This window comes from Streptomyces sp. NPDC127595 (assembly GCF_042671685.1).
Classification (GTDB): Bacteria; Actinomycetota; Actinomycetes; order Streptomycetales; family Streptomycetaceae; genus Streptomyces.
The window spans coordinates 210,337-224,030 of sequence record NZ_JBHXWK010000008.1; the positions used below are offsets into that span (position 1 = coordinate 210,337).

The window sequence follows — 13,694 nt, forward strand, 5'->3', positions numbered from 1 at the left end:
CCGACGCACGCCGCAACGCCGCCGGACCCATCAGTCCGACGCAAGCCACAGCGCCGCCAGGCCCATCAGTCCGACGCAAGCCACAGCGCCGCCAGGCCCATCAGTCCGACGCAAGCCGGAACGTCATCCGTCCGAAGCCGATCTGGTCGCCGTCCCGGACGACGGCGGCACCGATGACGCGCCTCCCGTTGACGGTCGTGCCGTTGGTCGAGCCGAGGTCTCGCAGGACCCACAACCCGCCCTGCCGGCTCAGTTCGGCGTGTACCCGGGACACGGTCTCGTGGTTGAGCCGCAGACCGCTGGCGGGGTCGCGCCCGATCCGCAGCGGGTACATGCCCGCGGGGTGGGGCAGCAGCAGCTTCGGGAGCTTCTCGGCCTGCCAAGCCCTGCGCACCCGTACGGAGAAGCCGGACACCGCCTCGACGGTGCCGAACACCACCTTCGACCAGCGGCTCTCGGTGGGCAGGTCGGCGGTGAGCACGGCCAGTTCGTCGGACCGCCGGGCGGTGAGCGCCAGCTCCATGCGCCGGATGAACGTGTCGTGCGAGAGCCGCCCGAGGGCGACGCCGTCACGGAGCGCCTTCAGCGCCCGGTCGCGCTCCGCGTCGGACAGCCGCGCGGGGTACGTGTGGAACTCGAAGGACGACGTCACGTTGGTGATTGTCGGGCAGCGCGGGCGGGGTGTCCAGAACACACGGAAACCGCCGCTGCGTCCGACCGGACCGTTCGTGGCGGCGGACACGCGGCAAAACGGGAGATTCGAAAGCGAATTGATCTCACGTCTTGCACCATGGACGAGCTACGTCACGGCAAGCAGATCACGGTGAGCGGACAAGGGGGAACCGTCTGTGCGGTTCGAGGTGTGGGCACCGCAGGCCGAGCAGGTGACACTCCACTGCGAGGGCACCACGCGCGCGTTGGAGCGCGATCCGGAGCGTGCGGGTTGGTGGACAGGTGACGCGGAGGCACGGGACGGGACGCGGTACGGCTTCGCGCTGGACGACGGCCCCGTGCTGCCCGATCCCCGCTCACGGCGACAGCCGGACGGCCCCGACGGGCTGAGCGCGGTGGTCGACCCGGAGGGCTACGACTGGCACGCGCAGTGGGCCGGGCGACCGCTGCCGGGCGCGGTCCTGTACGAGTTGCACGTGGGGACGTACACCCGCGAGGGCACCCTGGACGCGGCCGCCGACCGGCTCGGTCATCTCCAGGAACTGGGCGTCACGCACGTCGAGTTGATGCCGCTGTGCCCCTTCCCGGGGCGGCACGGCTGGGGATACGAGGGCGTGTCGCTGTGGGCCGTGCACGAACCGTACGGCGGTCCGGAGGCGCTGAAGCGCTTTGTCGACCGGGCGCACGAACTCGGCCTGGGTGTCGTCCTCGACGTCGTGCACAACCACCTCGGGCCATCCGGAAACTACCTGCCCGCGTTCGGGCCGTACTTCACGGACACCCACCAGACGCCCTGGGGTTCGGCGGTGAACCTCGACGCGCCCGGCTCGGACGAGGTGCGCGCCTATCTCATCGGCAGCGCGCTGGCCTGGCTGCGCGACTACCGGCTGGACGGGCTGCGGCTGGACGCGGTGCACGCGCTGCGGGACACGCGCGCGCTGCACTTCCTGGAGGAGCTGTCGACGGCCGTGGACGGCCTCGCCGCCGATCTGGGCCGGCCGCTCTTCCTGATCGCGGAATCGGATCTCAACGACCCTCGGTTCATCACCTCCCGCGAGGAGGGCGGCCTCGGTCTGCACGCGCAGTGGAACGACGACTTCCACCACACGCTGCACACCGCGCTGACCGGTGAGGCGCAGGGCTACTACGGGGACTTCGCGCGCGCCCCGCTGCCGGCGCTCGCGAAAACGCTGACGTCCGGCTTCTTCCACGACGGCACGTACTCCAGTTTCCGCGGGCGCTCCCACGGCCGCCCGCTCGACCGTACGCGCGTCTCGGCGCACCGCCTGGTCGGCTACACCCAGACCCACGACCAGATCGGCAACCGCGCCCAGGGCGACCGCCTTTCGGCCTCCCTCTCCCCCGGTCTGCTGGCCTGCGCCGCCGCACTGACGCTCACCGGCCCCTTCACACCGATGCTGTTCATGGGCGAGGAGTGGGCGGCGAGCACGCCCTGGCAGTTCTTCACCGACCACACCGATGCCGAACTCGCCGACGCCGTACGGCGGGGCAGGCGCCGGGAGTTCGCGGCGCACGGCTGGGCCGAGGAGGACGTGCCGGACCCGCAGGACCCGGCCACCCGGGACCGCTCCTGTCTGGACTGGTCGGAGCCCGAAAAGGCCCTCCACGCGCGCGTGCTGGCCTGGTACCGCGACCTGATCACCCTGCGTCAACGGCAGGCCGACCTCGCGGACCCCGACCTCGCCGCGGTGAAGGTCGCCTACGACGAGGAGGCCCGCTGGCTCGCCCTGCGGCGCGGTGACGTCCGGGTGGCCGTGAACCTCGGCAAGGAGACCGCTACCATCCCCCTCGGCGTCCGCAACGCGCACGTGCTGGCCGCCTGGGAGCCGGTCCGGGCGCCGGACGAGGACGGGGTGCTGAGCGTGCCGGGCGAGTCATGTGTGGTGCTGCGGCAGGGGTGATCCCGCGATGGCTCAGTCGTCTCACGTGTGGTGCTGAGCCCGTGGCAGCTCAGTCGTCTCACATGTGGTGCTGAGCCCGTGGCGGCTCAGTCGTCTCACATGTGGTGCTGAGCCCGTGGCGGCTCAGTCGTCGTCCGTCAGTTCCGTGACCCGTTCCAGCAGGATCGCCTCCCAGGCGCGGCGCAGTTGGATCCGCAGGAGGGTCACGGGGCTGTCGCCGCGCCCCTGGAGGCGGTCGGCGAGGCGGATCACGGTGTCGCAGCGGGACAGCCACAGGCCGCGCAGACAGGGGCGGGCGCCGTACCCGGCGAGGGTGGCGGCGCGTACGGCAGCCGGGGCGCCGACGGCGACGGCGAGCCCCGCGATGTCCTCGGTGGGGTCGCCGAGCACGGCGTCGGTCCAGTCGAGGACGCCACGCACCCGGCCGTCGGCGCTGACGACGAGGTGTTCGCCCTTGAGGCCGTGGTGGACGAGGACGGCGGCCCCGGGCTGTCCGGCGAGCTGGACGGCGGCGGCCGCGGTGAGCTGGGCGAGGCGGGCGGGGTCGAACTCGTCGGCTGCGGCGAGCTGTTGGGCAGCCCGTTCGGCGGACGTCCGCAGCGCCTCCAGGGAGCGTGGCGCGGCGCGCGGGACGCCGAGTGCCTCGGCCTGGCGTACGGGCACCTCGCGCAGCCCGGTGAGCAGCGCGGCGAGGTCGGCCTCGCCGATGGCGGAGATGTCCTGCTCCTCGCTGGTGACTCCGGCCAGTTTGGTGTCGAGGGTGTAGCCGAGGCCGGCGGCCCACTCGCCGTGCGCGACGCTCACCGGGACCGCGACCCGGACGTACGGGCGGATCAGGTCGCGCAGTCGCAGTTCGCGGCGCCGGCGTGCGGAGGCCTCGCGGTCAGGGGCGAGCCGCAGCACATGGCGCGTACCGACCCACCAGGTGGTCTGTCCGCCGTCCTCGGCGACGGGCCGTACGTCGGGGCCCGGGCCCGGCGTGGGGGCGTCGGTGAGCAGGGAACGGACCAGCCTGCGGACGGTGTCCGCGGTCGGTGTCGGTGCCTGGGTCATGGTCGCGCCGCTGTCGTTCGGGGAGATGGGAGGACAGAAGTTCGTGGGGGAATGGCGGTCAGTCGACGATCACCAGCTCGCGGGAAGTGGTGTTGAGGCGGCGTCCGCCGTCCTCGGTCACCGTCACGATGTCCTCGATGCGCACTCCGAAGCGGCCGGGCAGATAGATGCCGGGCTCCACGGAGAAGCACATTCCGGGGACGAGGGGCAGTTCCTCGCCCTCGATCATGTAGGGCGGTTCGTGGGTGGTGACGCCGATGCCGTGCCCGGTGCGGTGGATGAAGTACTCGCCGTAACCGGCCTCGGTGATGACGGCGCGGGCCGCCCGGTCGACGTCCTGGCAGGCGGCGCCGGGCCGCACCGCCCGGAAGCCCGCCTCCTGTGCCTCGCGCACGATGTCGTGCACCCTGCGCTCCTCGTCGTCCGGTTCGCCGACGTGGACGGTGCGGGAGGTGTCGGAGCCGTAGCCGTGCTTGAGGCCGCCGAAGTCGAGGACGACCATGTCGCCGCGTTCGATGACGCGGTCGCCTGCCTCGTGGTGCGGGTTGGCTCCGTTCGGCCCCGAGGCGACGATGGTGAAGTCGACCTGGGAGTGCCCGAACTGCCGCAGCAGGGCGGCGACATCGGCAGCCACGTCCGTCTCCCGGCGGCCCGCAAAGGGAACCTTCCGGATCTCCTCGTACGTCGCGTCCGCGGCGGCGCCGGCGGCCGCGAGCCGGTCCAGTTCCACCGCGTCCTTGACGCCCCGCAGCATCGGCAGGGCCTCGGTGAGGGCGAGGTAGCGGGTGTCCGGCAGCCGCTGCTGGAGGCCGAGCAGATGCAGGGCCCAAGTGTTGTCGCTGACGCCATATCGGCCGTGGCCGGTGAGGAGGGCGCCGGTCGCCTCGTACGGGTCCTTGCCGTCGGTCCAGTCGCGCAGGGCCAGCGTGGGGGCCGCCGCTGCCGCGTCCGGTGCCTCCAGGGTGGGCACGACCAGGACGGGGTCCTGACCGGGCCGGAGCACCAGCACGGTGAGCCGTTCGGTCTCCACGGGCCGGTATCCGGTCAGCCACACCAGATCGGGCCCCGGCGCGACGAGGACGCCGTCCAGCCCCGCGTCCGCGGCGGCCTCGGCCGTGCGCCGCATACGGGCCTCGTAGTCACCGGTGGTGAAGGGCGCGGGCGTGCCGGTCATCCATGCCTCCGTCTGTCCCTGGTCCGGTTCCTCAGGGGGCTACGGGCAGCATCCTGCCCCTCCGACGGGACGGGCGCGAGCCGGTTGGCGCCGTCGCGTCAGCCGGCCCCCTTCCAGGAACCAGAAAACAATGGTCAGCCATTACCTTTCCATTAGATCCAATGGTTTCCAATGGCCAGGTCCCACTCATTCATTACGGCGACCAGGGTGGGGCACTGCTTGCCAGGCGGCCGGCGGCGGCTCAGGTCACCACCCCAGGGGTCGTGGACAGCTGCTGCTGGTTGCCGTTCGCGTGCCGCACCGTGAGGGTGACGGCGGTTCCGGGCTGCGCGGCGGCGACCGCCCGTGCCAGGTCGGCGGCCGCCTCGATACGGGTCTCGCCGAAGGCGAGCAGGACGTCGCCGCGGACCAGGCCCGCCGAGTAACCCGGGCCGGGGACATGGACACCGACGACGAGTGCGCCCTCACCCTCGGGGACGTCGACGGCCTCGACGGCGAGCGTGGCCCGCACGGACTCCTTCTCCTCCGGCTGGTCGTCCGGCTTCTCCGGTTGTTCCGCCGGTTCCTTCGCCGTTTCCTTCGCCGGGGTCGGGCTCCCGCCGCCCGGGGCAGGCTTGGACCCGGCCGGAGGCGGGGCCGCGGCCGCCTGCTTCTGCAGATCCGCCAGCTTGCTCATCCCGATCACGGTGGCGCCCACGGTGCCGAGCCCGACGCCCGACAGCACCAGGACGGTCCCCACGAAGAGGCCGAAGAGGAGAGTCATCAGCCGTTTGCCGCGTCGCCGCGCGGCGTGCGGACGCTTGTTGCCGCCGGCCGGACGGCCACCGCCCCGCTCCTGACCGGGCATCGGCTTGGGACGCAACGCGGTCTGTTCCATGGATCGCCTCCGGCAGCTGCTCTGTGGATCGCCCCCGGCTGTTGCTCTACCCGGCGCCCGGGCACGCGACGATTCACGAACGAGTGAGACTGCCAAGGACGTTCGAAAAAGAGCCCGCCCCGGAGACCGCCGCTGAATGCGCGGGACTCTCCGGGGCGGCGCGGGCGAGCGTCAGACCGACGCGGATACCGCGGTCCCCGACCGGCCGAACGGGATCGCGGGCGCCTGGTCCGGCAGGAAGCCGTGGGCACGGCGGGCCAGGTCCGCGGCGCCGTAACGGTGGCAGTCCTGGTGCCACTTCAGGATGCCGGCCAGCCAGTTCTGCAGCTCCGCCACATAGCCCTGCATGATCCCGCGCACCTCCTCCGAGAGCTTGAAGTCCTCGTAGAGTAGGGGCAGTTCATGGGTGGCGACATGCTGGAACTGCTGCATGCGCTGGGTCATCAGATCGTGGATGACGGCGAGCGCGGTCGGGTAGTCGCAGCCGAAGAAGTTCTGCACGACGAGGATTCCGTTGTGCACCTCGCCCTCGTACTCGATCTCCTTCTGGTACGAGAAGACGTCGTTCATGAGCATCGCGTAGTCCATGGCCGCGTTCTCCAGTGACCGGACGGGACCGCTGCGGTAGACCTCCGGCGGCACCTTCCGGCCGTGGCCGATGCGGCACAGGCTCATGGTGAGTTCGGAGCCGAAAGTGGCGCGGCGCATCTCCAGGTAGTCGACGGGGTCGGGGATGCGGTGCTGGATCTGGTTGGACAGCTCCCACAGCCAGCTCTCCGTCATCACGTCGACCGCGCCCCGGAACTGGCGCCGCTCGTCCTGGTTCATGCCCTCGGCGGTGCGCTGCCAGAGGTCGATGAGGCCGCGCTCCATGCCGTTGAGCGGGGCGGGGACCTCCTCGCCGTCGATGGGCATGCAGGCCGACAGGCGCGCGGTGACGAGCTTGGCGGTGGCCAGGTCGCGGCGGTTGCCGAAGACGAGCGGGTAGTAGTCGTCGCCGTAGGTGCCCCAGGCCAGCCACCGGGAGCTGATGTCGAGGGCGTCCTGCGTCGCGTCCGGATGGATGCCCGCCGCGCACAACGGCAGGTCGTAGGCGAGGAGTTTGTCCTCGTCCCAGACGCCCTCCTGAAGCATCCCCATGTCGTGCATCCAGCCGGTGAGCCGGTCACGTGCCCCGCCCAGATGCGGACTCAGTGTCAGCTCGAACGGCATGTAGAAGTCGGGGAGTTGAGAAGGGCCGACCTTCTGGAAGGGGACATGGGTGTACGAGCGCAGCCGCTCCGCCCCGGCCGCGGAGAGCAGCGCGCCGATGTCGACGGCGGACGTCCCGAGCCCGGCGGCGCCGAAGGGCTCCCCCGGCGACTGGGCGCCTTCGTTCATGTAGCGGCTGGACCGCAGGTGCCACTCGTGGCCGCCGGACTGCCAGTCCTGGAGCCCCTGTGTGTACGCGGCGACCGCCGCGACCTCGTCCGGGGTGAGTCCCTTCTCCAGGGCCAGCGCGGGCACTTCGGTGAACGCCGTGTGCTCGAACTGGTGGAGCCGGGAGGTGAGCACGTCGTTGACGGTCTCGGCGGCCTCCTGGGTCGTGCAGCCGAAGAAGGTCTCCAGGACGAGGACGCCGTTGCTGAGCTCGCCCTCGTCCTCGACCTCCCGCTGGTAGGAGAAGAGGTCGTTGCGCAGATGCACCCCGTCGGAGAACGTCTCCATCAGCACCCGCAGCGGCCTCGACCCGGCGACGGCGGCGGGCACTTCACGGGTGGCGTACTCGACGAGCCCCGCAGACCAGGGGGCGCCGCCGACCTTGCGGCGCATCTCGATGTACTCGACGGGGTTGGAGATCCGCCCCTCGTTGATGTTGGAGAGCTCCCACAGCGACTCGTTCAGCAGGTGCTCGGTGGAGACCGCGAACCGCCTGCGCCACTCGACGGACATCGAGGGCACCGTGCGCGCCCAGAGGTCGGCGAGCCCCGCCTCGACGGGGTTCTCCGGCTCCGGTACGGGAGTTGACAGGTCGAGCGGCATGAAGAGCGGCAGCCGGTCGAGGTAGGCCTTGCCGCCGTCGCGGTCCTGGCTGCGTTTGAAGATCTCCAGGAAGTGGTCGTCGAAGAAGAACACCCACACGTACCAGTCGGTGATCAGCGAGAGCGCCGGGCCGTCGCAGTCGGGGTGTGTGTACGCGCAGAGCAGGCCGTAGTCGTGCGCGTCGAGGTCGGACTGTTCCCAGATGCCGGAGCCTTCCAGCATGCCCATTCCGCGGGCCCATTCGACCGAGTGGGCCCGCGCCTCGTCGAGATGCGGGTTCAGCCGCGCGGGATACGGCATGTAGAAGTGCGGGAGTTGGAAAGGCTGCGTCATGGCCCGGCCCTACCCAGGGCCCTCCGGGGGCATCCAAGGGCCGGGACATGATCACACCATCGCGTGAATCAGCAGGTGACCGTACGCCATACCGGCAGACGCCGTGCGTAACGGCACGGTGTACGGCCAAAGGACATTACCTGGACGGAACCTCACCGGCTTCCGACCGATCGCTCCTCGTACCTTCAAGTCGCCGTCAACCCTTGTGGCGGCCGCGTCTACGCGCAGAGACTGCGGGGGTTCACGCGTCCCTCCCCCTTCCCGGAGTCCCGATGAACCAGCCGAGCCCGTCGCACCGCCCGTTCTCCCGCCGTGCCGCCCTCGCCGGACTCGCCGGAGCGGCGCTGGCCGGATCGACCACGCTCACCGCCTCGGCGTCCGACCGCAGTCGCTCCCTACGCTTCGCCACCTTCAACGCCTCCCTGAACCGCGGCACCCAGGGCGCGCTGATCACGGACCTGTCGACGCCTGGCAACGTCCAGGCGCAGAACGTCGCGGAGACCATCCAGAGAGTCGACCCCGACATCGTCCTGATCAACGAGTTCGACTACGACGCGAACGGCACCTCGGTCAGCCTGTTCCTGCGCAACTACCTCGCCGTCGGCCACAACGGCTCCAAGCCGATCCGTTTCCCGTACCACTTCACCGCTCCCGTGAACACGGGTGTCGCCACCGGGGTGGACCTCGACGGCAAGAACGGGGCGGTCACCACGCCCGGTTCGGACGCGTACGGGCAGGACGCCTACGGATACGGCTGGTTCCCGGGCCAGTACGGCATGGTCGTGCTCTCCAAGTACCCGATCGACACCCGCGCGGTGCGCACCTTCCAGCACTTCCTGTGGAAGGACATGCCCGGCAACATCATCCCGGAGGGCTACTACAGCGCCGAGGCCCGCACGATCCTGCGGCTGTCCTCCAAGAGCCACTGGGACGTGCCGGTCCGCGTCGGCCACGACACGGTGCACTTCCTGGTCTCGCACCCGACCCCGCCCAGCTTCGACGGTACGGAGGACCGCAACGGGCGTCGCAACCACGACGAGATCCGGCTGTGGGCCGACTACATCGGGGGCCGCAGGCGCAGCGCCTACCTGTACGACGACAAGGGGGTAGGCGGCGGGCTGCGGCCCGGGGCGCGGTTCGTCATCGCGGGTGACCAGAACGCCGACCCGCACGACGGCGACAGCTACGACGAAGCGATCCTGCAGCTCCTCGACCACCCGGCGGTGCGGCTGCCGAAGACCCCGCCGGCTAGCGCGGGGGGTGTCGAGGCCGCGAAGCTCCAGGGCGGCGCCAACACCTCGCACGTCGGGAACCCGGCGTACGACACCAGCGACTTCAACGACGTCGCGCCGGGCAACCTGCGGGTGGACCACGTCCTCCCGTCGAAGGGGCTGACCCCCTTGTCCAACGGGATCTTCTGGCCCACCTCGGACAGTCCCCTGTACCGGCTCGTCGGGAACGGCACCACCGTGCCGACCTCCGACCACCGGCTGGTGTGGCAGGACGTACGCGTCGACTGACCTCGGACGGGCGGGGGCGGGCCTCCTGGGCTCCGCCCCCTTCGGCCCCGGGCCTCAGCCGGCGGAAACCACCGGCAGCACTTCCTCCGCCACCCACGCGAGCGCGTCAGGCAGCGCCTCCGTCGTCACCGGAAGCCACAGCGAACAGACGGCGAGACCGGCCTCCGCGAGCAGGCGGAGTTCGTCGTTCACGCTGTCGGCGGTGGCCGTCTTCCCGCCGAGCGGCCGCCACGGCATGTCCACCGCCGGGGAGAAGCCCGGCGGCACCAGGAACGCGCCCGACGTCAGCGCGAGGGTGCCGGGATCCCGCCCTGCCTCCTTGCCGAGCGTCGCCAGCCGTTCCCGTACGGCGGTCAGGGCGGCCGCGTCGACGCCCGAGCCGTGCCACCCGTCGCCGTACCGCAGCGCCCTGCGCAGGGCCGCGTCGCTATCGCCGCCGATCCACACCTCGGGTCCACCGGGGGTGAGCGGCCGTACTCCGAGCCGCATCCTCTCGGCCCGGTCCTCCCACAACTCCCGCATGACAGCCAGCTGTTCGTCCATCCGCTTGCCGCGTCCGGCGAGCGAGGCCCCCGCGGCGGCGAACTCCTTGGCGTCCCAGCCGGTGCCGGCGCCGAGCGTGAAACGGCCGCGGGAGACGCGGTCGAGGGTGGCTGCCTGGTGGGCGAGGACGACCGGGTTGTGCAGCGGCAGGATCAGGACGCTGGTCACCACCCGGATCCGGTCCGTCGCGCCCGCGATCGCCGACAGGAGCACCAGCGGATCCGCGTTCACCCCCTGCTCGCCGGCGAGCACATGGCTCCCGGCGATGAGATGGTCGAAGCCCAGCCGCTCGGCCGTGCGAGCGGTCTCCAGGACCCCGTCGAGCTCGCTCTCCCGCCCCGGCCACAGCCGGTGCGCGCCCACTCCGATCCGCATCCCTCAGCTCCTCTGGATTCCCGTCGCACGCCGAGACGTCAGGGCTCCGACACTACTGTCAGGGCCAACGCCCTGACAGCGGTTCGCCGTTCACCCCCTGGCCTGGATCAGCGCGTGCGTGCCGCTCGTGCGCCAGCGCTGTTCCTCGGCGGCGTCGAGCGCGGCCTCGGTGCGGGCGTCGAGACCGACGGTCACGTCGGACTTGAGGGTGCGCAGGGCGGCGACCGGGCCGGGGAAGTACGCGGTGGGGGTCGCGAAGGGTGTCGTGGCGGGCCAGCGCCTGTCACCGATGAGGCGGCGGTAGTTCAGGTCGCCCTTCATGACCGTCACGTCCGCCGCGGCGAACTCCTCGCGCAGGTCGTCCGGCATGTCGGCGTACGGCAGGGGCGCGCAGGAGAAGGGGTGAGCGCGGACCGTCAGCCGGCCGTCGGCCATGGCCGACCAGAGGCGCTGACCGGCCGCACCGGCGGCGCCCTTCGCGGCGGTGAGGCGGCGCAGGGCGTCGACCACGTCCGCCGTCGTGGCGTCGGAGACGTAGTACGGATACGGCTTCACGTGCAGGACGGCCCGCCCGGCGCGGCGGTGAAGGAGGAGGTGGTCGATGAGGAGCAGGTCGGGGATGAGTTCGCGGCCCGCGTTGTCCGCCACCACACACAGGGTGCCCCCGGCAGACAGCGACCGCAGCAACTCGCTCTCATCGGCTACGAGTTGTGAGTCGCCGGCCGCTCCACCGTCGGCGCCGGCCAGGCGGAAGCCGAGGTCCGCGCGGTTGCCCCACAGCGAGCCGTGCAGCAGCGCCAACTCCTGCTCCTCGACAGGCCGGTGAGCGAGTTCGTCGAGCGCGGCAAGCTCCTCGTCCGCCTCCGGGGTGTCGAGCTCGGCGAGCTTGAAGGGCCGGAAGGGATCGATACCTCGCCAGGGCCTGGGAGCGAAGTACCCCACCGCTTCCAGGAGTTGGCGGTAGAAGTAGCTCTCCGACCACAGGAACGGCACATCGAACCAGGACCGCCCGAAGTACTCCCGCCCCCACACCTCCCACTGCTCCCGCCCCTGCGCCCGCGCACCGAGCGGCTCGATGACACCCTCGGTGCAGTTCTTCAGCAGCGCGTCGAGCGCGCGCTGCTGCTCGGGCCCGTACGGGAAGGCGTCCCGCACCTTGCGGATGAGCGCCGGGTGCCGCTCGGCCAGCACGCTCCAGGGGAACGAGCCCCGCACGTTGCTCAGGATCACGGGTGGTGCGGGGGCTTCAGGCATGGCGGTGCGTTCCTCCGGGGCTGGGCAGGGCCTCGGCAGGCACACTATCCGGCGTGCCACGGCCTCGCGGCGCCCCGGAATCCGGGGCGCCGCGAGGTGTCGTACGACAGGAGGGCGGGTGATCGTCAGAAGGTCAGCTTCCAGCTGTTGACCGTGCCCGTGTCCTGCGCCGCGGTGTCCTGGACGCGGAGCTTCCAGGTGCCGTTCGCGGTCTCGGTGGAGGCGTCGACCGTGTAGGTGGTGCTGACGTTGTCCGCGGAGTCCGAGGAGCTGGCGGCCTTGAGGCGGTAGGTCGAACCATCCGGGGCGACCAGGTCGATCACGAGGTCACCGCGGTAGGTGTGGGTGATGTCGACGCCGACCTGGAGGGCGGCGGGCGCGTTGCCGGTGCGGCCGCTGACGGTGATCGGTGACTCTACGGCGGCACCCGCGTCCGGGATGGACACGGCCGACGTGCTGGTGAAGGTGGTGCCCCCCGTGGAGCCACCGGACCCGCTCACCGCCTGCACCGTCTTGGTCGCGTCCGCCAGACCGGCGCCGCAGCCGCCGGTGCAGGACCCGGGCAGGGCACGGGCGTTGGTCTTGATGGCCGACTCGATCTGGGCCGGGGTCAGGGAGGAGTTCGCCGACTTCATGAGCGCGACCAGGCCCGCGATGTGCGGGGTGGCCATGCTGGTGCCCTGGTAGTACGCGTACGACTCGGTGGACGCCGTCTTCGTACCGGAGTTCAGCGTGGACAGGATGCCGTTGGCCGTGCCGGTGCTGGTCTGGCCGCCCGGGGCCGCGATGTCCACGAGGGTGCCGTAGTTGGAGTACGAGGCGCGGGCGCCGGTGCGGTTCGTCGCGGCGACGTTGATGACGTTGCTGCAGCTCGACGGGGAGAAGCCCGAGGTGTTGGAGTTCTCGTTGCCGGCGGCCACGACGACCGTCGTACCGCGGTTCACGGCGGCGGTGATGGCGGTCTGGGTGGCGGAGGTGCAGGCGCCGGAGCCGCCGAGGCTCATGTTGATGACCTTGGCGACGTTGGCGTTGGCGGGAACGCCGGAAACCGTGCCGCCGGACGCCCAGGTGATCGCGTCGATTATGTCGGAGTCGTAACCACCGCACTTGCCGAGCACACGCAGCGGGGAGATCTTCGCGTTGTACGCGATGCCCGCGACGCCCTTGCCGTTGTTGGTGACGGCCGCGATGGTGCCCGCGACATGCGTGCCGTGCCAGGACGAGTTGCTGGAACCGGTGCCGGTGCCGCACTCGTCGGTCGCGTACCAGTCGCCCGGGTCGGCCGGGTTGCTGTCACGCCCGTCGCCGTCCACCGAGACCGCCGTGTCGGAGATGAAGTCGTACCCGGCGACGATGTTCCCGGCGACATCGGAGTGGGTGACATAGCCGGTGTCGATCACGGCGACCGTCACACCGCTGCCCGTGGAGGTGGCCCAGGCACCCGGGACGTTCATGCCCGCCGTGGACTCGAACAGGTCCCACTGCTTGCTGTACTCGGTGTCGTTCGGGTCCGCCTGCGGCTTGTTGAGGCGGTCCGGTACGACGTACGCGACCTGCGGGTCCGCCTGGTACCGCGCGATGACGTCGGCGACGTCCGCCTTCTTGAGCTCCGCGCCCAGGTCGACCAGGGCCGCGCCGGTGCCGAGGCGGCGCTGGAAGTCGAGGTCCTCGCCCGCCTCCTCGCCCTTGGCCTGGGCGTCGGCATCGGCGGCCGTGTTGGACTTGGCCTCGGCCGCGCCGGACTTGTAGCCGACGATCAGTCGCTCCGCCGGCGCGGCGACGGCCTGCGCGGCGGGGGTGGCCCCGATGGTGTCCGCGGGGGTCTGGGCGACGGCGACCGAGGTGGTCGTACCGGCCAGCAGCGCTGCGGATATCGCGGCGACGGATATCAGCTTCCGTCTGGCACCGCTGGAGGGGGAGTTCGAGGACGGGGACGAGGAACGCAAGGG

Annotated in this window: 10 protein-coding genes; 2 read left to right on the plus strand and 8 right to left on the minus strand. The window is 71.1% G+C overall.

What is annotated here, in order from left to right; all coding sequences use genetic code 11:
- Nucleotides 1-100: 100 nt before the first annotated feature.
- Nucleotides 101-652 carry an FHA domain-containing protein gene (locus ACFVKT_RS25810; protein ID WP_385735376.1) on the minus strand — a complete coding sequence of 184 codons (552 nt, stop codon included), beginning with the start codon at nucleotides 650-652 and terminating at the stop codon, nucleotides 101-103.
- Between the two features lie 196 nt (nucleotides 653-848).
- Between ACFVKT_RS25810 and treZ the strand changes: the two genes are divergently transcribed.
- Nucleotides 849-2,594 (plus strand): malto-oligosyltrehalose trehalohydrolase, encoded by a 1,746-nt coding sequence (gene treZ, locus ACFVKT_RS25815; RefSeq protein ID WP_385735378.1) that lies wholly within the window; start codon nucleotides 849-851, stop codon nucleotides 2,592-2,594.
- 123 nt (nucleotides 2,595-2,717) lie between these two features.
- Here treZ and ACFVKT_RS25820 read toward each other — a convergent pair whose 3' ends face one another.
- The 4 genes from ACFVKT_RS25820 to cyc2 form a co-directional block, all read right to left on the minus strand.
- Nucleotides 2,718-3,647 (minus strand): aminoglycoside phosphotransferase family protein, encoded by a 930-nt coding sequence (locus ACFVKT_RS25820; protein WP_385735379.1) that lies wholly within the window; start codon nucleotides 3,645-3,647, stop codon nucleotides 2,718-2,720.
- 58 nt (nucleotides 3,648-3,705) lie between these two features.
- Nucleotides 3,706-4,821, minus strand: coding sequence for an aminopeptidase P family protein (locus tag ACFVKT_RS25825; RefSeq protein WP_385735381.1), 1,116 nt, complete (start codon nucleotides 4,819-4,821; stop codon nucleotides 3,706-3,708).
- 241 nt (nucleotides 4,822-5,062) lie between these two features.
- On the minus strand, nucleotides 5,063-5,698 hold the full coding sequence (locus tag ACFVKT_RS25830; protein WP_385735383.1) for a PDZ domain-containing protein: 636 nt from the start codon (nucleotides 5,696-5,698) through the stop codon (nucleotides 5,063-5,065).
- Between the two features lie 171 nt (nucleotides 5,699-5,869).
- Entirely contained in the window at nucleotides 5,870-8,053 is a 2,184-nt protein-coding gene (gene cyc2 / locus ACFVKT_RS25835; protein WP_385735385.1) for a germacradienol/geosmin synthase Cyc2, read from the minus strand.
- A 272-nt stretch (nucleotides 8,054-8,325) separates the two neighbouring features.
- On the opposite strand from cyc2, the gene ACFVKT_RS25840 reads away from it, so the two are divergent.
- A complete protein-coding gene (locus ACFVKT_RS25840; RefSeq protein ID WP_385735387.1) occupies nucleotides 8,326-9,573 on the plus strand; it encodes an endonuclease/exonuclease/phosphatase family protein in 1,248 nt (415 codons plus the stop codon).
- A 54-nt stretch (nucleotides 9,574-9,627) separates the two neighbouring features.
- Here ACFVKT_RS25840 and ACFVKT_RS25845 read toward each other — a convergent pair whose 3' ends face one another.
- The 3 genes from ACFVKT_RS25845 to ACFVKT_RS25855 all read right to left on the minus strand — a co-directional run bounded on the left by ACFVKT_RS25845 (nucleotide 9,628) and on the right by ACFVKT_RS25855 (nucleotide 13,691).
- Entirely contained in the window at nucleotides 9,628-10,491 is an 864-nt protein-coding gene (locus tag ACFVKT_RS25845; RefSeq protein WP_385735389.1) for a TIGR03619 family F420-dependent LLM class oxidoreductase, read from the minus strand.
- 90 nt (nucleotides 10,492-10,581) lie between these two features.
- Complete coding sequence (locus ACFVKT_RS25850) at nucleotides 10,582-11,745, minus strand: damage-control phosphatase ARMT1 family protein (RefSeq protein ID WP_385735391.1); 1,164 nt, start codon at nucleotides 11,743-11,745, stop codon at nucleotides 10,582-10,584.
- A gap of 125 nt (nucleotides 11,746-11,870) precedes the next feature.
- Nucleotides 11,871-13,691, minus strand: a complete 1,821-nt coding sequence (locus tag ACFVKT_RS25855; protein WP_385735393.1) for a S8 family serine peptidase — start codon at nucleotides 13,689-13,691, stop codon at nucleotides 11,871-11,873.
- Between the last annotated feature and the right edge of the window lie 3 nt (nucleotides 13,692-13,694).

What these genes read in the sequence shown, in the direction of transcription:
- ACFVKT_RS25820 (WP_385735379.1), bottom strand. Translation starts at nt 3,647, where the DNA reads ATGACCCAGGCACCGACACCGACCGCGGACACCGTCCGCAGGCTGGTC.
- ACFVKT_RS25825 (WP_385735381.1), bottom strand. Translation starts at nt 4,821, where the DNA reads ATGACCGGCACGCCCGCGCCCTTCACCACCGGTGACTACGAGGCCCGT.
- ACFVKT_RS25830 (WP_385735383.1), bottom strand. Translation starts at nt 5,698, where the DNA reads ATGGAACAGACCGCGTTGCGTCCCAAGCCGATGCCCGGTCAGGAGCGG.
- cyc2 (WP_385735385.1), bottom strand. Translation starts at nt 8,053, where the DNA reads ATGACGCAGCCTTTCCAACTCCCGCACTTCTACATGCCGTATCCCGCG.
- ACFVKT_RS25840 (WP_385735387.1), top strand. Translation starts at nt 8,326, where the DNA reads ATGAACCAGCCGAGCCCGTCGCACCGCCCGTTCTCCCGCCGTGCCGCC.
- ACFVKT_RS25845 (WP_385735389.1), bottom strand. Translation starts at nt 10,491, where the DNA reads ATGCGGATCGGAGTGGGCGCGCACCGGCTGTGGCCGGGGCGGGAGAGC.
- ACFVKT_RS25850 (WP_385735391.1), bottom strand. Translation starts at nt 11,745, where the DNA reads ATGCCTGAAGCCCCCGCACCACCCGTGATCCTGAGCAACGTGCGGGGC.